Annotated in this window: 15 protein-coding genes; 13 read left to right on the top strand and 2 right to left on the bottom strand. The window is 73.7% G+C overall.

The features are described 5' to 3' along the window. Positions 1–117: 117 nt before the first annotated feature. From ADK60_RS28865 to ADK60_RS28830, 8 genes are all read left to right on the top strand, one after another. Positions 118–1,347 carry a sensor histidine kinase gene (locus tag ADK60_RS28865; protein ID WP_053649807.1) on the top strand — a complete coding sequence of 410 codons (1,230 nt, stop codon included), beginning with the start codon at positions 118–120 and terminating at the stop codon, positions 1,345–1,347. Then, positions 1,335–1,979 carry a response regulator gene (locus ADK60_RS28860; protein WP_045938490.1) on the top strand — a complete coding sequence of 215 codons (645 nt, stop codon included), beginning with the start codon at positions 1,335–1,337 and terminating at the stop codon, positions 1,977–1,979. The genes ADK60_RS28865 and ADK60_RS28860 overlap by 13 nt, the downstream gene beginning before the upstream one ends. Next, positions 1,976–2,866: a DUF4097 family beta strand repeat-containing protein gene (locus tag ADK60_RS45130; protein ID WP_053649805.1), complete on the top strand. Its 891-nt coding sequence runs from the start codon at positions 1,976–1,978 to the stop codon at positions 2,864–2,866. The genes ADK60_RS28860 and ADK60_RS45130 overlap by 4 nt, the downstream gene beginning before the upstream one ends. Before the next feature lie 301 nt (positions 2,867–3,167). Next, positions 3,168–4,274 (top strand): tRNA dihydrouridine synthase DusB, encoded by a 1,107-nt coding sequence (gene dusB / locus ADK60_RS28850; RefSeq protein WP_053649867.1) that lies wholly within the window; start codon positions 3,168–3,170, stop codon positions 4,272–4,274. Between the two features lie 563 nt (positions 4,275–4,837). After that, complete coding sequence (gene ppdK / locus ADK60_RS28845; protein WP_045938491.1) at positions 4,838–7,546, top strand: pyruvate, phosphate dikinase; 2,709 nt, start codon at positions 4,838–4,840, stop codon at positions 7,544–7,546. 300 nt (positions 7,547–7,846) lie between these two features. Beyond that, positions 7,847–8,404 (top strand): ribonuclease, encoded by a 558-nt coding sequence (locus ADK60_RS28840; protein ID WP_079008755.1) that lies wholly within the window; start codon positions 7,847–7,849, stop codon positions 8,402–8,404. 99 nt (positions 8,405–8,503) lie between these two features. Beyond that, positions 8,504–8,974: a hypothetical protein gene (locus ADK60_RS28835; RefSeq protein WP_159400629.1), complete on the top strand. Its 471-nt coding sequence runs from the start codon at positions 8,504–8,506 to the stop codon at positions 8,972–8,974. Then, positions 8,974–9,294 carry a transcriptional regulator gene (locus ADK60_RS28830; protein ID WP_053649801.1) on the top strand — a complete coding sequence of 107 codons (321 nt, stop codon included), beginning with the start codon at positions 8,974–8,976 and terminating at the stop codon, positions 9,292–9,294. Before ADK60_RS28835 ends, ADK60_RS28830 begins: the two co-directional genes overlap by 1 nt. Positions 9,295–9,360: 66 nt before the next feature. On the opposite strand, the gene ADK60_RS28825 is transcribed toward ADK60_RS28830, so the two are convergent. Next, positions 9,361–10,440 (bottom strand): putative endonuclease domain-containing protein, encoded by a 1,080-nt coding sequence (locus tag ADK60_RS28825; RefSeq protein ID WP_053649799.1) that lies wholly within the window; start codon positions 10,438–10,440, stop codon positions 9,361–9,363. A gap of 114 nt (positions 10,441–10,554) precedes the next feature. On the opposite strand from ADK60_RS28825, the gene ADK60_RS28820 reads away from it, so the two are divergent. Next, positions 10,555–11,823, top strand: coding sequence for an ADP-ribosylglycohydrolase family protein (locus ADK60_RS28820; RefSeq protein ID WP_063783285.1), 1,269 nt, complete (start codon positions 10,555–10,557; stop codon positions 11,821–11,823). A 121-nt stretch (positions 11,824–11,944) separates the two neighbouring features. Here the strand turns inward: ADK60_RS28820 and ADK60_RS28815 are convergent, their stop codons facing one another. Further along, the gene (locus ADK60_RS28815) at positions 11,945–12,676 is read right to left on the bottom strand and encodes a GNAT family N-acetyltransferase (RefSeq protein ID WP_045938494.1); all 732 of its coding nucleotides are present in this window, start codon (positions 12,674–12,676) and stop codon (positions 11,945–11,947) included. Positions 12,677–13,401: 725 nt separating this feature from the next. Here ADK60_RS28815 and ADK60_RS28810 point away from each other — a divergent pair. From ADK60_RS28810 to dnaG, 4 genes are all read left to right on the top strand, one after another. Next, entirely contained in the window at positions 13,402–14,346 is a 945-nt protein-coding gene (locus ADK60_RS28810) for a PAC2 family protein (protein ID WP_053649796.1), read from the top strand. A gap of 189 nt (positions 14,347–14,535) precedes the next feature. Continuing rightward, on the top strand, positions 14,536–15,555 hold the full coding sequence (locus tag ADK60_RS28805; RefSeq protein WP_053649794.1) for an SGNH/GDSL hydrolase family protein: 1,020 nt from the start codon (positions 14,536–14,538) through the stop codon (positions 15,553–15,555). Positions 15,556–15,762: 207 nt separating this feature from the next. Further along, positions 15,763–17,079, top strand: coding sequence for a deoxyguanosinetriphosphate triphosphohydrolase (locus ADK60_RS28800; protein WP_053649791.1), 1,317 nt, complete (start codon positions 15,763–15,765; stop codon positions 17,077–17,079). A gap of 56 nt (positions 17,080–17,135) precedes the next feature. Continuing rightward, on the top strand, positions 17,136–19,040 hold the full coding sequence (gene dnaG, locus ADK60_RS28795) for a DNA primase (RefSeq protein WP_045938497.1): 1,905 nt from the start codon (positions 17,136–17,138) through the stop codon (positions 19,038–19,040). Positions 19,041–19,152 lie beyond the last annotated feature (112 nt).

The following is a 19,152-nucleotide window of genomic DNA, read 5'->3' as shown; positions in this document are numbered from 1 at the left end:
TCCCGAGCAGCGTTGTCGGTAGTGCACCGATCCGAATCGGGGGTGTACCCAGCTTCACCATTTCTCGGCACCGACCTTCATGGTGACGGCCGATCACGGCACTCTAGGCTGTCCGCCATGCTCTCCACGAAGCCGCGCCGTGCGCTCATCGGGGGCGCCGTCCGGCCCCCGTGGCCTGCGGCGTCCTGGCGGGACGCCCGGTTCCTCGCCGCCGGAATCCCGCTCTCCCTTCCCGTCTGGCTGACCGTCACCGTCCCCAAGGTGTCGCTGTTCCTCGTGGGCGTGATCCTGCTCGGGATCCGCCTGCTCTCCGCCGCGCAGCGCGCCCGGCTGCGGGCGCTGCGCGGGGTGGACGTCCCGCCGCTGCTGCGGCCCGCCGGCACCTCGGCCGGCGCGGTGACCACGCTGCGCACCGCCGTGAGCTGGCGTCAGGTCGGCTACCACCTGGTGGTCGGTCCACTGGTCGCGCTCGGCGCGCTGGCCGTGCTGTGGGGGTGGGGCGCGGCCGTGGTGGCCTCGACGGTCTTCGGCTGGGCCTGGATGATGCCGTCCTCCTCGCCGGTCGCGGACCACTGGGCCAAGCTGGACGTCCCGCTCACCGTCGGCGGCGTGGCGCTGTTGGCGGTCCTGCCGTGGGCGGTCCGGCTGCTGGCCCGCCTGGACGAGGCGCTCGCCGTGCGCATGCTCGGCCCGGGCCGGACGGCGGTGCTGGAGCACCGGATCGAGGAGGTGGTGGAGAGCCGGGCCGGCCTGGTGGACGCGGTCGACGCCGAGCGCCGCCGGATCGAGCGCGACCTCCACGACGGGGCCCAGCAGCGGCTCACCTCCCTGGCGATGAATCTCGGCCTGGCCCGCCGCACCCTCAAGGACGTCCCGCCCGAGGCCATGCAGGTGATAGTCGAGGCGCACGAGGAGGCCCAGGCGGCCATCGACGAGCTGCGCGACCTCGTCCGCGGCCTGCACCCGGCCGTTCTGGAGGACCGCGGGCTGGACGCGGCGCTCTCCGGCATCGCGGCCAGGGTCCCGCTGCCGGTCCGGCTGGACGTCGACCTGACCGAGCGGATAGCGCCGACGGTCGAGGCCGTCGCCTACTTCACCGTCTCCGAGGCGCTGACCAATGTCGCCAAGCACGCCCGGGCCTCCCGGGTGGACGTCTCGGTGCGGACCGCCGGCGGCCGGCTGCTCCTGGTCGTCAGCGACGACGGCGTGGGCGGCGCGGACGCCGCCCGGGGCACCGGCCTGACCGGCCTGCGGCAACGCACCGCCTCGGTCGACGGATCCCTCTCCCTGCTCAGCCCCGTCGGGGGCCCCACCACCATCACCGTGGAGTTGCCGTGCGCGCTGTGATCGCCGAGGACTCGGTCCTGCTCAGGGTCGGCCTGGTCAAGGTCCTGGAGGCCGTGGGCTACGAGGTGGCCGCCGCCGTCGGGGACGCCGAGGAGCTGCTCGTCGCGGTGGAGCAGCACCGCCCGCAGGTGGTGGTGGCGGACGTCCGGATGCCGCCCGGCTTCTCCGACGAGGGGGTGCGGGCCGCACTGGTGATCCGCCGGCAGTGGCCGGAGGTGGCGGTGCTGCTGCTCTCCCAGTTCGTCGAGGAGCGCTACGCCGCGGACCTGCTGACCACCAACACCAGCGGGGTCGGCTACCTGCTCAAGCAGCGGGTGGCCAATGTCGACGAGTTCGTGGACGCCCTGCAGCGGGTCGCCGAGGGCGGGACGGCGCTGGACCCGGAGGTGGTGGCCCAGCTGTTGGTGCGGCGTCACCGCGATCCGTTGGAGCGGCTGACACCGCGCGAGCGGGACGTGCTCGCCCTGATGGCGGAGGGCCGGTCGAACGCGGCCATCGCCGGTGCCCTGGTGGTCAGCGACAGCGCGGTGGCCAAGCACATCAACTCGATCTTCGCCAAGCTCGACCTGCCGCAGGCCGACGACAGTCACCGCCGGGTGATGGCGGTGCTGCGCTTCCTGGAGGTGGCATGAGGACGCCGGACGCCGGTCCGACGGCGGGCACCGGCCCGGCCCGGGGCGGGGGGACGACGACGGCCCGTCCGACGGCACCGGTACCCGGGCCCGCTCGCGGCGGCCACTGGGCCTGGCGGGTGCTCGGGACTCTGGCGCTCCTCGTGGTGATGCTGGTCGGTGCCGTGCAGACCTGGGCGATGGCGGTGCAGCAGCAGACCCGTTCGGAGCGGACCTACGGGATCGCGGTGACCAAGGTGCGGCTGGACACCGGCCGGGCCACCGTCCGGATCAGGCCCGGGCAGGAGGGCCAGGTGGTGGTCCGGCAGTTCCTGAACTGGACGGTGCGGATGCCGGTGGTCTCGGCGCTGTTCGACCAGGGCGAGCTCGACGTCCGGATGTTCTGCAACCAGGTGCTGCCGGTCAGCGACCTCGGCTGCGGAGCGGTGATCGAGCTGGAGGTTCCGCCCGGGGTCGCGGTGACCGGCCGGCAGTCCAGCGGCTCCGTCGACATCGCCGGGGTGACGGGTGCGATCGATCTGGTCTCCACCTCGGGGGCGGTCCGGTTGGCCGATGTGTCCGGTCCGCTGACCCTGCGCACCACCTCCGGCGCCGTGCAAGGCCGGCGCCTCACCTCCCCGAGGGCCGACGTCGCCGCGACCTCGGGCTCGGTGGAGCTGGGCTTCGTCACGGAGCCCTCGGCCGTGGACATCGGTGTCACCTCGGGATCGGTGAGCCTGGGCCTGCCGCGCGGATCCCGCTACGACTTCGAGGGCGGCTCGGCTCCCCGGGGCGGGATCGATCCGTTGCTGGCCGACCGTTCCAGCCCGCACAAGGTGAGGATCTCGGTCAGCTCCGGTTCGGTGGCGGTCTTCGCGAGGGACGGTGATGCCGACGGCAGCGAGTGAGAGCCGGCCGGACCGGTCGGGAGGGGCCCGGGCAGGGCCGGGGCAGGGGCGGTAGGGAGCCCCGGCCGGTGGCCCCCCGGGGCGGGCGCGGCGGGTGGGGGACAATGGAGAGTCCCCGAATCGCCGTCCCCGAGGTCAGCCGCGCATGACAGTCCCGCCCGCACCCACCGAGCCGAGCACCGTGACCGGCACGACCGGCGCCACCGGTACGACCGGCACCAGCACCGCGACCGGCACCGCAGCCACCGCCGCGACCAGCACCGCGGCCGGCGCCGAGTTCGCGCCGCTGACCGTCGGCCCGATGCAGGTCTGGCCGCCCGTGGTCCTGGCGCCGATGGCCGGCATCACCAACGCGCCGTTCCGCACCCTCTGCCGCGAGCAGAGCGGAGGCAAGGGCCTCTACGTGTCGGAGATGATCACTACCCGGGCCCTGGTCGAGCGCAATGCCAAGACCATGCAGCTGATCAAGTTCGACCCGAGCGAGAAGCCCCGCTCGATCCAGCTGTACGGCGTGGACCCGGTGACCGTCGGCAAGGCGGCCCGGATGATCGCGGACGAGAACCTCGCCGACCACATCGACCTCAACTTCGGCTGCCCCGTCCCCAAGGTGACCCGCAAGGGCGGCGGCTCGGCGCTCCCGTACAAGCGCAACCTGCTGCGCGAGATCCTCCGCGAGGCCGTGTCCAACGCCGGCGACCTGCCGGTCACCATGAAGATGCGCAAGGGCATCGACGACGACCACCTCACCTATCTGGACGCAGGCCGGATCGGTGCCGAGGAGGGTGTCTCCGCGATCGCCCTGCACGGACGCACCGCCGCCCAGCACTACGGCGGTACCGCCGACTGGTCGGCGATCGCCCGGCTGCGCGAGGCCGTCCCGGCGGGGATCCCGGTGCTCGGCAACGGAGACATCTGGTCGGCGGACGACGCGGTGCGGATGATGCGCGAGACCGGCTGCGACGGTGTGGTGGTGGGCCGTGGCTGCCTGGGCCGGCCGTGGCTGTTCAGGGACCTGGTGGCGATCTTCGAGGGCGAGGTGGACTACGCCCGTCCGACCTTCGCCGATGTGGCGCGGGCGATGGTCCGCCACGCGCAGCTGCTCGGTGAGTGGCTGGGCGACGAGGCCCGCGGCGTGATCGACTTCCGCAAGCACGTCGCCTGGTACACCAAGGGCTTCTCGGTGGGCTCGGAACTGCGGGTGAAGCTGGCGAACTCGTCCTCGTTGGCCGAATTGGCCGAAACCCTGGCCCTGGTGGAGCAGTCGCAGAGCTGGCCGGCCGGTGCCGACGGCCCGCGGGGGCGGACCAGCGGCAACAACCGCGTGGTTCTGCCGGAGGGCTGGTTGGACGATCCGTACGACTGCGCCCGACCGGGCGAAGACGCCGAATCGGATACCTCTGGCGGATGACCTGTACGGGGTGGCAAAGACAGCCCTCTCGGGCCGATGGCCACCCCGTCCCAGCCCTCTTTGCCACTCTGGACAAGAGGGCTCCTTTTCGGCATTGGAATGTCACGGAGCGAGCACGTTTCTGGACGTAGTGCGACGATGGGTGGGGTCGGCCTACGCTCGATCGGTGAGATGTGTCCGTGACGCTTGCCACATACCCTGCGCGCCCGAGGGGTCCGGCAGGACGAAATGAACAAGTCGAAGGCGGATCGCTTCCCGAAGGGGGGCGGCGGCGGATCGGCACTGAGGGTGCAGGAAATCAAGCCGGGCCGTCAGGCCGGGCGGCCGGTGGCTACCGTGTGTTCCGAACATGTGATCTTTCGGTTTCCATGCCTTCAAGACTTGAACGCTTGCTAGCGTCATCCGGACGATTTCCCCTCCAGAGGTGAACGCCGTTCCATGCATTCGATCTAGCGGGTTACCTGCTGGTCCTGGCCACGTACGGCCTATTGGCAGCGCAGAAGTGCCTTCGAAATGGGTATGTTCTCCGGCGTCAGGGCAACCGTGCGCGAGGAGACAGACCCGTGGCGTCCCAGCAGAAGTTTGTTTACTCCTTCACTGAAGGAAACAAGGACCTCAAGGATCTTCTTGGCGGCAAGGGCGCGAACCTGGCCGAGATGACCAACCTGGGTCTTCCGGTCCCTCCGGGGTTCACGATCACCACCGAGGCCTGCAAGGTCTTCCTGGAGACCGGCACCGAGCCCACCTCGCTGCACGAGGAGATCAGCGCCCACCTGGACGCGCTCGAGCAGGAGATGGGCAAGCAGCTCGGCCAGGCCGACAACCCGCTGCTCGTCTCGGTGCGTTCGGGCGCCAAGTTCTCCATGCCCGGCATGATGGACACCGTCCTGAACATCGGCCTCTCGGACGCCTCGGTGGTCGGCCTGGTCGCGCAGTCCGGCAACGAGCGCTTCGCCTGGGACTCCTACCGCCGCCTGGTCCAGATGTTCGGCAAGACCGTGCTGGGCGTCGACGGCGAGCTGTTCGAGGAGGCGCTGGACGAGGCCAAGCACGCCAAGGGCACCACCAGCGACCTCGACCTCGACGCCGCGGACCTGAAGCAGCTGGTCGAGGTGTTCAAGGGCATCGTCGAGCGCGAGACCGGCCGGGCCTTCCCGCAGGACCCGCGCGAGCAGATGGACCTCGCCATCCACGCCGTCTTCCACTCCTGGAACGGCGACCGGGCCCGGCTCTACCGCCGCCAGGAGCGCATCCCGAACGACCTGGGCACCGCGGTCAACGTCTGCAGCATGGTGTTCGGCAACCTCGGCGAGGACTCCGGCACCGGCGTCGCCTTCACCCGCGACCCCTCCACCGGCGCCCAGGGCGTCTACGGCGACTACCTGTCCAACGCCCAGGGCGAGGACGTCGTCGCGGGCATCCGCAACACCCTGCCGCTGTCCGAGCTGGAGAAGCTCGACAAGAAGTCGTACGACGAGCTGATGGCGATCATGCAGACGCTCGAGACCCACTACCGGGACCTCTGCGACATCGAGTTCACCATCGAGCGCGGCAAGCTCTGGATGCTCCAGACCCGGGTCGGCAAGCGCACCGCCGCGGCCGCCTTCCGGATCGCCGTCCAGCTGGTCGACCAGGGCCTGATCGACCTGGACGAGGCCCTGATGCGGGTCACCGGCGGCCAGCTCTCCCAGCTGATGTTCCCGCGCTTCGCCCCCAACGCCGAGTCCAAGCAGATCGCCCGGGGCCTCGCCGCCTCGCCCGGCGCCGCGATCGGCAAGATCGTCTTCGACTCCTACACCGCGGTGAAGTGGTCGCGCTCCGGCGAGAAGGTCATCCTGGTCCGCCGCGAGACCAACCCGGACGACCTGGACGGCATGATCGCCGCCGAGGGCATCCTGACCTCGCGCGGCGGCAAGACCTCGCACGCCGCCGTCGTCGCCCGCGGCATGGGCAAGACCTGTGTCTGCGGTGCCGAGGAGCTGGAGGTCGACACCAAGCGCCGCCGGATGACCACCGCCGACGGCCTGGAGCTGGAGGAGGGCGACGTCGTCTCGATCGACGGCGCGACCGGCAAGGTCTACCTCGGCGAGGTACCCGTGCTCCCCTCCGCGGTGGTGGAGTACTTCGAGGGCACCCTGCACGCCGGCGCCGACGTCCAGGGCGGCCTGGTCCAGGCCGTGCACCGGCTGATGTCCCACGCCGACGGCCGCCGCCGCCTCGCGGTGCGCGCCAACGCCGACAACGCCGAGGACGGCTCGCGCGCCCGCCGCTACGGCGCGCAGGGCATCGGCCTGTGCCGCACCGAGCACATGTTCCTCGGTGAGGAGCGCCGCAAGGAGGTCGAGCACCTGATCCTCGCGGACAACGACAAGGACCGCGAGGCCGCGCTCTCCACCCTGCTGCCGCTGCAGAAGGGCGACTTCCTGGAGCTCTTCCAGGCGATGGACGGACTGCCCGTCACCGTCCGCCTGCTCGACCCGCCGCTGCACGAGTTCCTGCCGGACATCACCGAGCTGTCGGTGCGCGTCGCCCTCGCCGAGGCCCGCAAGGACCCGAACGAGAACGACCTGCGCCTGCTCCAGGCGGTGCACAAGCTGCACGAGCAGAACCCGATGCTCGGCCTGCGCGGTGTGCGTCTCGGCCTGGTCATCCCCGGTCTGTTCGGCATGCAGGTCCGCGCCATCGCCGAGGCGGCCGCCGAGCGCAAGCTGGCCGGGGCGGACCCGCGCCCCGAGGTCATGATCCCGCTGGTCGGCACCGTCCAGGAGCTGGAGCTGGTCCGCGACGAGTGCGAGCGCGTGCTCGCCGAGGTCGCCCAGTCCACCGGCGTCCAGCTGGACATCAAGCTCGGCACCATGATCGAGCTGCCGCGCGCCGCCGTGACGGCCGGCCAGATCGCCGAGGCCGCCGAGTTCTTCTCCTTCGGCACCAACGACCTCACCCAGACGGTCTGGGGCTTCTCCCGCGACGACGTCGAGGCCTCCTTCTTCACCGCCTACCTGGAGAAGGGCATCTTCGGGGTCTCGCCGTTCGAGACCATCGACCGCGACGGTGTCGGCGCGCTCGTGAAGCACGCCGTCCAGGCCGGCCGGGCCACCCGCCCCGACCTCAAGCTCGGCGTCTGCGGCGAGCACGGCGGCGACCCGGAGTCGGTGCACTTCTTCCACGAGGTGGGGCTGGACTACGTCTCCTGCTCCCCCTTCCGGATCCCGGTGGCGCGGCTGGAGGCCGGCCGCGCCGCCATCGAGACTGCGGGCAGCGACTCGCGCTGAGTGCCGGGGGCTCGTCATGAGCCCCCCGGCACGGCCGAATCGCTGACCGTGTCCCCTCCATCGGGGAGGGGCGTACACCGGAGCTCGGCGCAGGAGAACCGGCGTACGTGAAGCGGCCGGGGCAGGAACGGACAATGGCGTCCGTACCCGCCCCGGCCGCATGCTTTTCCCGCCCGGTCGGGTCTGTCCGGCCTGACCCTGCCCCGCCGGACCCCGACCCGGTGGCCGCTGCCCCCGTTGTGGTGCCGACCACGCGTGTGGCTGGCCGGGCCCCGGCCCGCCGACTGCCAAGCTGGGCCCATGACCAGCAGAAACCGCCTGTGGACCGCCCTCGCCGTGCTGATCTGCGTGCTCGCCGCCGCGGTCGGCTACCTGCTCTCGGACGACACCGGCGGCAGCGCGTCCAGGACCGCCGCGACCGCCACCGCCACCGGCCGGACCGCCACCGCCGCCACCGGCCCGGCCGCGGCCTCGACCGCTCCGGTGGCGCCGAAGCCCAGCGCACCCCGGCCCTCGCCCCCCGCCACCCCGCCGGCGACCGCCGCCGGCACCGGCTGGGTGCCGACCGACCCGGCGCTGGCCGACGTCTGCCGCACCAGGCTCCCGGACCAGGCCCGCGACACCCTCGGGCTGATCGCCAAGGGCGGCCCCTACCCCTACCGCTCGGACGGCATCGTCTTCGAGAACCGTGAGAGCCGCCTCCCGCGCAAGACCTCCGGCTACTACCACGAGTTCACCGTCGTCACCCCCGGCTCCGGCGACCGGGGCGCCCGCCGGGTGGTCACCGGTGGCTCCGGCGAGCAGTACTGGACCGCCGACCACTACGCCACCTTCCAGGAGATCGACTCCCGCTGCTGAGGAGCGGGTGCCGCCCGGTGCCCTGTTGAAAGTACTTTCCATCGTGGAAAGTACGTGCCATAGTGGCATCAAGATCAACGATCACCACCGGGGGACTTCATGAGCGATTCCGTGCCCGTCGAGCTGTCCGCGGCCGAGGCGCTGGGCCTCGCCGCCCGGGCGCGCGCCGCCGCCCAGGCGCCGCAGCTGGTGCCCACCTGGTACGGCGCCACCTTCGCGGTCGGCTTCTCGGTCTACGGCCTCGGCCTCGGCTACGCGCTCTGGGCCGATGCGAGCTGGCTGGCCGGCGTGCTGGGCGGGGTCTTCGCGGCGGTCAGCGGTGCCCTGGGGGCCGTCGTGACCCGTCGCGGCGGTGTGGCGAGGGGCTGGACGCCCGGCTTCGGCGGCCCGATGACGCGCTGGGTGGTGCTGGTCTTCGCCGGGGCCCTCACGGTGGCCGCCGCCGTCCATCTGCTGGGCGCCGACGCCCGGGGGACGTTCGGCAGCGCCGGTGTCACGGCCGGGGTGCTGTTCTGGCTGGCGATGGTGCGCGTGAACGCCCGGATCCGCCGTGAGGCGGAGGACGCCTGATGGCCGGGCTCGACCCGCTGCTCCAGCACCCCACCCGGCTCACCGTGGTGGCGTTCCTCGGCGGCTGCATCGAGGCCGAGTTCTCCGCCGTCAGGGACTACTGCCAAGTCTCCGACTCGGTGCTCAGCAAGGCGGCGAGCGCACTGGAGGAGGCCGGCTACCTGTCGGTGAAGAAGGGCTACGTCGGCAAGCGCCCGCGCACCTGGCTGGCCGCCACCCGGGCCGGCCGCCGGGCGCTCGCCGACCACCTGGGCGTCCTGCAGCAGTTGGCGGCGGCGGCCGATGCGGCGGGGCGGGAGACGGAGAGCCGGGAGTCGTGACCCCCTGGGGCAGGGCGCGACGAAGCCCCCGAGCCGCCCCACCGCCGAGCCGCCACGGCGGCGCCCTCACCGGGCCCGCCGCCAGCTGACCCGGCCGTGCGGCCCGTGCGGCCCGGCCGAGAGCAGCACGGCCAGCTCGTGCAGCACCGGGCCGGGGTCGCGGCGCAGCTGGACCGGGGTGGTGCGGACGACCGGGAGGCCGGCGGTGGTCAGCCGGTTGGCCCGGGCCAGGCTCCGCTCGTGGTCGGCCGGGCGCAGGTGCCAGGCCCGGGAGTCGATCTCCAGCGCGACGCAGGCCTGCGGCCAGTACGCGTCCGGTACCGCCAGGAACCGCCCGTCCAGGAAGAGCACCGGGTTCCAGAGCGGCTCGGGGAGCCCGGCGCCGCGCACCGCGTCCCGGGCCTCGGCCTCGACCACCGACCGCACTCCGGCCGTCAGCTCCTCCACCACCCGGGTCAGCCCGGTCAGTCGGCGGGCGTCCGGCCGGGCGAGCAACTGGTCCAGCAGCTCGCCGAGTTCGCAGTGCCGCCGCTGGACGGCCTCGGCGCAGAGCGCGCGGAACCGGCGCCGTCCGCTCTCCCGGGGCGCGAGGTCGGCCAGCGCCCGGGCGACCGAGGTGCTCCAGAGTCCGTCGTCGCGCTCGAAGCCGCCCGGCATCGCCCCGCACGCCCGGTGGATCCGGACGAACCCACGGTCGGCGACCCGCCGCTGACCCGGAATCAGGACATCCACCTCGGTGAGGTCGGCCGGGTGCCCGGCGGAGGGGAGGCCGGCGTCGGCGAGCACCGCCGTCCCGGTGAGCAGCACCTCCCCGGCCTGCGGCGCGGGTCGCCCCTTGGGGCCCGCGTAGGCGAGTGCGGCCCGCAGCCGCTGATGCGCGGTCAGTCGGCCGGTCTGCAGGCAGATCACCCGGGGCAGCACCCGCTGCCACGGCCCGCCGGGCCGCAGCCGGTGGGCGATGCTCCCGGACGGCACTCCGAGTGCGCGCAGTTGGGCGCGGGTGACGATGTGCTGCTGGTCGCCGCCGAGCAGCAGCAGCGGGTCGACGATCGGCCGGGGCGCGGCCCGCGCGCGAGCGGCGACGGGCGGACCCGGAACGGCGACGAGCGGGTGCGGAACGGTGGCGGCCGGGGCGGCGAGGGTCATGCCGAGGTGTTTCCCGCCCGGTTCGGAGGTATGCGAAACATCGCCCGCCCGGGGAGTGTCCGGTCAAACCGGATTGACGCCGGACCGGTGCGGGCGGTGGGCTTGGTGCCCACGATGACGATTCCTCACCCCGGCCCCGCGCTCGACGCGCTCCAGGGCCTCTCCGTCGGCGACGCCTTCGGCGCGCAGTTCTTCGTCCCCGCCACCGCGCGGGCCCACCTCGCCGCCCGCACCACCCCGCCCGGCCCGTGGCCGTGGACGGACGACACCGAGATGGCGTGCTCGGTGTACGCCGCGCACACCGAGCGCGGCGCGATCGATGTCTTCGACCTCACCCACGCCTTCGCCCGCCGGCACGACTTCGACCGGGGCTACGGCCCGGCCGCCAACCGGCTGCTGCGGCTGGTCCGGGAGGGCGGTGACGCCCGCGAGCTGGCCTCGGCCCTGTTCGACGGCCAGGGGTCGTACGGCAACGGCGCCGCGATGCGGGTCGCCCCGCTCGGGGCGGCGTACGCGGCCGACCCGGCGGAGGCGGTGCGCCCCGCCGTCGGGACGGCGCTGATCACCCACACCCACCCGCAGGCGGTGGACGGCGCGGTCGCCGTCGCGGTGGCCGCCGCCTGCGCGGCGCGGGCCCGCGGTGCCCGGCCGTCGCCGGAGGGCTTCCTGGAGCAGGTCCTCGGGCTGACCCCGCGCGGCGCCGTCCACGACGGCCTGGCCGAGGCGGTCGCCCTGCTCGCGGAACCGGACCCCACCGCGGTGGCGCGGGTGCTCGGCAACGGCAGCCGGACCAGCGCCGCCGACACCGTCCCGTACGCACTGTGGTGCGCGGCCCGGCACCTCACCGACTACCCGGCGGCGGTCCGGGCGGCGGTGGCCGCCGGCGGGGACGCGGACACCGTCGCCGCGATCACCGGTGGCGTGGTCGCCGCGCACACCGGGACGGCCGGCATCCCCGCCGAATGGCTGGCCGCCCGGGAGCCGTTGCCGGCCTGGGCCTTCGCCGAGCCGGGCAGCGTGTCCGCCGGCCGGGGCCGCGCGGAGATGCTGGTGCCGCGGCCGTGCCCGGTGCCGGACGTGCTGTGGACGGACGAGCAGTGGCAGCGGCTGCGCACCGGGGCCGGCCCGCTGGTCGGGGGCCGCCGCCTGACGGTGCACACCCGGGAGGGCACGCTCCGGCTCTGCGGTCCGGACGGCCACCCCCAGTGGGAACTGACGGTGGCGCCGGACCGGGCCGGCCGGCGCCCGGTCTCCGCCGTGGTCGAGGCCTGCCCCGCCCGGGCGCCCGAACCGGACGGGGGCCGGGACGCCGGCCGGCTGGCCCGTCTGCTGCGGGCCGCCGTCACGGGCGAGCCGGTCACAAGCGAGCCGGCCACGGACTGACCCCGGCCCGATCGTCCGGACCCGGCGCGGGTCCGGACGTTCGGGCAACGAACCGTTTGGCCCCGAACCACCGGAGCGCGCGAAGCCCCCGAACCACCGGAGAAGCCCCCGGAAGGAAGCCTCAGGCCGTGATCAGATGCCCCGCGCCGCCACCGCCGTGTCTAAGGCACTCCTGGTTGATCGCCGGATCCGGGGCGCTCGGCGAGGTCGCGGCGGCGATCCGCAGCTCGATGATGTCCCGCACGGCGGGCCACTCGTTGTCCAGGATCGAGTAGAACGCGGTGGACCTGACCACCCCGTCCAGCCCGCGCGAGTGCGCCCGGCGGACGCCCTCGGCGGTCGCCCCCAGCCGCTCGATGGCGGCCCGCGACCGCATGTTGCGGGCATCGGCGCGCAGCGAGATCCGCTGCACGCCCCACACCTCGAAGGCGTGCCGCAGCATCAGCAGCTTCGCCTCGGTGTTGATGCCGGTGCCCTGCGCCCGCGGGGACAGCCAGGTGTTGCCGATCTCGGCGGCGTCCGGGACGGCCGTGGCCGGGTCGCCGAACGGCACGCCGGGAACCGGCGGCCAGACGAGCGGCCCCTGCCAGTAGTCGAGTTCCAGGAACCGGGTGGAACCCACCACGCGGCCGTCGGCCTGGTTCACCGTCGCGAACGGCAGCGACCGGCCGGAGGCCTGGTCCGCCAGAGCACGCGCGATGTACTCCCGGGCAGCTTCCAGGCCGTGCGGGACGGGGGTGAAGGCGTAAGTCGTACGGTCCTCGGCGCCGGCCTGGGCGATGGCCTCGGCATGGTGCGCGGCGAGGGGCTCCAGCCGCACGGTGCGGCCGGTGAGGATGACAGGTACGGGCACGGAACCTTCGGTCCTTCGGCGGTCGGAGGGCGCTGGCCCGTGCCGGGGTGCGGCGAGGGTCAGCAGTGGACGGTTCGCCCCGCTCCGGAGTACGCCCACCGGTGCCCGCGCACGCCGGAGGCCGGTCGAGCGGGGCGGGGAGCGACGGCCCGGAGTCGGGCAGCGCGGTGCCGGAACGGACACGGGTCCACGGACCGGTCCGGCGGGATGAGCGAGGGGACAGTGTGCGTCCGCGAGATGGCCGAAGAGGAAACGAGAGCGCGAAGGGAAGCAGGCGGCCAGGTGAAGGCAAGATGCGTCGTGGGTGACTGTCCGAGCACCGGTCCGGGTCGTGATCGACGGCGTTACGGACGACGTGACGACGACGCGACGATGCGAGGCAGCGAGAGGACGATACCCGCCAGAAGGCAATGCGTCACTTCGCGGCACACGAATGGCCGTCGGGGCTGGTCCGGGGCCTGTGGCGGCGACCGTTCGCACCCCCCTGACCAGGGCCTTTCGGGCCGGGTGCGATCATGGTCCGGTCGGCCTCGCGGGGGCGCGCGACGGGCGGGACGAGGGGTGCGCGACGGGCGGGGCCGGGAAACGGGCCCGGCCCGGCGGGAATTCCGGCGGCACTCCGCACGCTGGACGAGGAGAGCCGGGCAGGAGTCCCAGCGCGGGCAGCCGCGCGGGGGCGTGCGCGGCGAACCGCGACGAGGAAAGAAACGGGGTGTGGGTGAGCGGTGCGTGATCCCCAGGCGCTGTACGAGCTGGACCAGCAGGGTGTGGCCGCGGTGGCCGCGGCGAGGGCCGCGCTGGCGGACACCGGTGCCGGCCTGGTGCTGCTCCACCACTTCGAGGGCTTCATGGACGCCGGCGAGGCGGGCGCCCAGGTGGTCGACCACCTGCTGGAGACGGGCGAGCCCCAGGTCGTCGCCCGCTTCGACCACGACCGCCTGGTGGACTACCGGGCCCGCCGCCCCGCGATGGTCTTCGACCGCGAGCACTGGTCGTCCTACGAGCCGCCGGAGATCCTCCTCCAGCTGCTCCACGACGCGGCCGGCTCCCCGTTCCTGCTGCTCACCGGGCCGGAGCCGGACGTCGAGTGGGAGCATTTCGCTGCCGCCGTCCGGCAGCTGGTCGAGCGCTTCGACGTCCGGCTGGCCCTCGACTTCCACGGCATCCCGATGGGCGTGCCGCACACCCGCCCGGTCGGTCTGACCCCGCACGGCAACCGGCTGGACCTCGCGGCCGGCTACCCGCAGTGGTTCGAGCAGGCGCAGGTCCCGGGCAGCGCCCAGGCGCTGCTGGAGTACCGGCTGGCCGAGGCCGGGCACGACGTGCTGGGCTTCGCCGCGCACGTGCCGCACTACGTGGCGCGCTCGGCGTACCCGGCGGCCGCGGTGCTGATCCTGGAGGCCGTCCAGTCGGCGACCGGGCTGGTGCTGCCCGGCACGCTGCTGCGCGAGCGGGTGGACGAGGTGTACGCCGACATCGAGGAGCAGCTGGCGCAGGGCGACAGTGACCTCCGCTCGGCGATCCGCGGCATGGAGGGCCAGTACGACGCGGTGGCCGGTTCGCAGGGCCGGGAGAGCCTGCTGGCCGAGCCGGTGGACCTGCCGTCCGCGGACGAGCTGGGCCGCCGCTTCGAGCAGTTCCTGGCCGAGCACGAGCGCGGGCCGGAGTAGCCGGCCGGGCGGCCCCGGGTGACGGTCCCCGTCGCCCGGGGCCGCCCGCTGCCGGGGCGTCCCGCGCCGCCGTCGAAATTCCCCGCTCCGGTCGGGATCGATCGCGCCCGCCCGTCCGTTGGGGACTGCGGTGCCCGGGGGACGGGCCGTCGTAGGGAGAATGCCAGCGGCTCCTACCGGGGGGTTCCCGTGTCACTGTCCGTACGCCCGATCGGCACGCTCGGCGGCGTGTTGAGCGCGGGCCTCGTCGCCGTGCTGGTCGCCGGATGCTCCGGTTCGTCCGGTTCGGAGACCGTCGCCGCGGCTGCCGCGGGCGGCTCGGCACCGCCGCGCGCCGCCGCCACCGGGCCGGCACCGACCCCGACGCCCACGCCCACGCCCACCGGGCCGTACGTGGCGCTCGGCGACTCCTACACGGCGGGTCTGAAGATCAGCCCCCAGCAGGTGGCCGAGCCGAAGGGCTGCTCCCGTTCGGCGGTCAACTACCCCTCGCTGGTGGCCCAGGCACTCGGCCTGGCGGGCGAGCGGTTCCACGACGTCAGCTGCAGCGGTGCCCGGACCGGCGACCTCACCGGTGCCCAGAGCACCGACGGGGGTGTCAATCCGCCGCAGCTGGACGCGCTCACCCCGGCCACCCGGCTGGTGACCCTCGGGATCGGCGGGAACGACGCCGGGTTCATGGAGGTCGTCGGCCAGTGCGCCAAGGAGAACCTGGTGGACGCGCTCAAGGGGCTGGTCGGCTCGGGCCGCGCGGCGGCGCCCTGCCGGGACTCCTATGCGGCCGCGGACGGCGGGGACCAGGTGCAGCGCAAGGTGGACAGCGCCGGCGAGCGGCTCGGCGAGACCCTCAAGGAGGTCAAGCGGCGGTCCCCGCAGGCCAGGGTCTACGTGGTCGGCTACCCGGCGCTGCTGCCCGCCGACCCGGCGAGCTGCGTCCCGGTGCTGGGGTCGACCGTCGCGGGCGGGGACCTCGGCTTCCTGGTGGAGAAGGAGCAGCAGCTCAACGCCATGCTCAAGCGCCGGGCGGAGGCGGCCGGAGCGGTCTTCGTGGACCTCACCGGGCCCTCGGCCGGCCACGACATGTGCGCGGGCGAGACCGCCCGGTGGGTGGAGCCGCCGTTCCCCACCCAGGGCCTGGCGGCGATCCACCCCAACGCCAAGGGCCAGGAGGGCGCGGCCGCGGCCGTCCTCAAGGCGCTGCGGGGCTGACCGGGGCCCGACCCCCTTCGGTCGAGGCCGTCCCCGTTCCCCGGGCCGTCCGCCCTGCCCGGGCCGCCTCCCCGGCCGCCTCCGCAGGCCCGTAGCCGGGCCGGGGCAGGCCCGACGGCGGGCGTCCAAGGGTTCACGCCCCGGCCCGCGCGCGGTCGCGCGCGGCACACTTCCGGTGTCACAGCCGCGGCGTACGGTGAGGGGCATATGGACGACACCGCGCACCGCCTCACCGCCGCCACGACCCCGACCCCGTACGACCGCGCCGCCGAGGCCCGCTGGGTGCCCGAACCGGACAAACGTCCCGGCCGGACGGCGTTCCAGCGCGACCGCGCCCGGGTGCTCCACTCCGCCGCCCTGCGCCGGCTGGCCGGCACCACCCAGGTGGTCGCCCCGATGCGCAGCGACTTCCCCCGCACCCGGCTGACCCACTCGCTGGAATGCGCCCAGGTCGGCCGGGAGTTGGGCGCGGCGCTCGGCTGCGACCCGGACCTCGTCGAGACGGCGTGCCTGGCCCACGACATCGGCCACCCGCCGTTCGGCCACACCGGCGAGGAGGCGCTCGACCAGGCCGCCGAGGCCTGCGGCGGCTTCGAGGGCAACGCCCAGTCGCTGCGGATCCTGACCCGGCTGGAGCCCAAGCGCTTCGCCCCCCAGGACGGGACGCCGGCCCGGCTGGCCCCCTGGCCGGGCCGCAGCGTCGGCCTCAACCTGAGCCGCGCCGCCCTGGACGCCGCCACCAAGTACCCGTGGCCGCACGGCGCCCACCCCACCGACCCGGCCTCGCCCAAGTACGGCGTCTACGCCGACGACCTGCCGGTCTTCCGCTGGTTGCGGGCCGGCGCCCCGGCCGGGGCCAAGTGCTTCGAGGCCACCGTCATGGACTGGTCCGACGACGTCGCCTACTCGACCCACGACGTCGAGGACGGCCTCCAGGCCGGCCACATCGACCCGCTCGCGCTGCGTGCCCCGAGCGAGCGGTCCGAGCTGTTCAAGGTCGCCGAGCGCTACGCCCGGGACGCCGAGCCCGAGGAGCTGGCGGAGGCCCTGGACCGGCTGCTCGACAAGGACTGGTGGCCCGAGTCGTACGACGGCACCGCCCGGGCCCGGGCCGGGCTGAAGGACCTCACCAGCCAGCTGATCGGCCGGTTCTGCCTGGCCGCCGAGCAGGCCACCCGGGCCCGCTACGGCCCCGGCCCGCTGACCCGGTACGGGGCCGAGCTGGTGGTGCCGCGCGAGGTCCGGCTGGAGTGCGCGGTGCTCAAGGCGGTCGCGGTCCGGTACGTCATGCAGCGCGACGAGCAGGCCCAGCTGCGGGCCAGGCAGCGGATCGTCATCGCCGAGCTGGCCGAGGTCCTCACCCGGCGCGCCCCCGAGGTGCTGGACCCGGTGTTCGCCGCGATGTACGAGGAGGCGGAGGACGACCGCGCGGCCCTGCGCACCGTGATCGACCAGATCGCGACCCTCACCGACGCCTCGGCGCTGGCCCTGCACGCCCGGCTGACCGGCCCGGCCGGGTTCTGACGGGCGGCGCCGGGCGGACCCGCCGGACAACCCGGCCGCCCCAGTAGACTTCCGGGGTGGCCGGGCGGATCAGGGACGAAGATGTACAGGCGGTGCGGAGCGCGCTGCCGATCGACGCCGTGGTCGGCGACTACGTACAGCTGACCAACGGTGGCGGCGGCGAGTACAAGGGCGTCTGCCCCTTCCACGACGAGAAGTCCGCCTCCTTCTACGTCAATCCGGCCAAGGGCGTCTTCCACTGCTTCGGCTGCCAGGAGAACGGCGACACCATCGCCTTCCTGATGAAGATCGAGCACTTCACCTTCGCCGAGGCCGTCGAGCGGATGGCCGCCCAGGCCGGCATCACCCTGCGTTACGAGGAGGGCGGCTACAGCCCCCGGCACCAGCAGGGCGAGCGCACCCGGCTGGTCGAGGCGCACAAGGTGGCCTCCGCCTGGTACCAGGAGCAGTTGGCCTCGCCCGAGGCCGAGATCGGCCGCCGCTTCCTGGCCGAGCGCGGCTTCGACGAGGAGTCCGCGCGGACCTTCGGCGTCGGCTACGCCCCGGTCGGCTGGGAGCACCTGGTGCGCTACCTGCGCGGCAAGGGCTTCACGGACAAGGAGATCCTGCTCGGCGGCCTGGCCTCGCAGGGCCAGCGCGGCGGTCTGATCGACCGCTTCCGGGGGCGGCTGGTCTGGCCGATCCGGGACATCGCGGGCGAGGTGATCGGCTTCGGCGCCCGGCGGCTGCGCGAGGACGACAACGGTCCGAAGTACCTCAACACCCCCGAGACGCCGATCTACAAGAAGTCGAACGTGCTCTACGGCATCGACCTGGCGAAGAAGGAGATCGCCAAGTCCGGCCGCGCGGTGGTGGTCGAGGGCTACACCGATGTGATGGCCTGCCATCTGGCCGGCGTCACCTCCGCCGTGGCCACCTGCGGCACCGCCTTCGCCGAGGACCACATCAAGATCATCCGTCGGCTGCTGATGGACACCTCGCAGTACCGGGGCGAGACCGTCTTCACCTTCGACGGCGACGCGGCCGGCCAGAAGGCCGCACTGCGGGCCTTCGAGGACGACCAGAAGTTCGCCGCCAAGACCTCCATCGCGGTCAGCCCCGGCGGCATGGACCCGTGCGAGCTGCGCCTCGCCAAGGGCGACGACGCGGTCCGCGAACTGATCGACAACCCCGTCCCGCTCTTCGAGTTCGCGCTGGGCTCGGCCGTCGCCAAGCACCGGGTGGACACGCCCGAGGGCCGGTCGGCGGCGCTGGAGGAGGCGGCGCCGATCGTCGCCAGGATCAAGGACCGCTCGATCCAGCACGAGTACGCCGTCCGGCTGGCCGGCATGCTGGGCATCCTGGACGAGCCGTTCGTGGTCCGCCGGGTGGCCCAGCTGGCCCGCTGGGACCGCGAGCGCCAGCAGAACCCCCGGGGCAACGGCCAGCGCCGCCCCGAGCCGCCGCAGCCGGCCCGCCCGGCCCGGCCCGCCTTCGTGCTCAACCCGCGCGACCCGGCCCAGTTCGTCGAGCGCGAACTGCTCAAACTGGCCCTCCAGCACCCGGACCTGGTCGCGCCGGCCTTCGACAACTACGCCGAGGACGAGTTCCCCACCCCGCCCTACACCGCCGTGCGGCGGGCCATCGGCCAGGTCGGCGGCGCCGCGTACGGGGCCACTCTGGCCGACTTCACCAGTGTGGTGCGCGAGGGCTGCCCGGACGACCGGGTGCGCTCGCTGGTCACCGAGCTGACCGTGGAACCGGTGCGCTCGCGCCGCAAGGTGGACGCCGTCTACGCGGGGGAGTTCCTGGTCAAGCTGCGGCTGCTGGCCGTGGACCGGCGGGTCGACGAGGTCCGCGCCCACCTCCAGCGCCTCGGCAACCGCGCCGCCCCGGAGGACCTGCACGCGGTGCAGACCGAGCTGTGGCAGCTCCAGCAGTACGGGCAGTCCCTGCGCAGCGGCGGTTCCGCCGCGCTCTAGCGCGTGTCCTCCCGGCAAGGACACGGCCAGGACCCGTTCGCGCCCCCGTTCAGAAAGTCCGCGCACGAGTCTCGGCCACGGAGCGTGGCGTGCCGCACACTGGAGGGCGTCC

The organism is Streptomyces sp. XY431 (assembly GCF_001279805.1).
In the GTDB taxonomy this organism is placed as follows: Bacteria; Actinomycetota; Actinomycetes; order Streptomycetales; family Streptomycetaceae; genus Kitasatospora; species Kitasatospora purpeofusca.
This window is presented reverse-complemented; position numbering and strand designations above follow the sequence as displayed.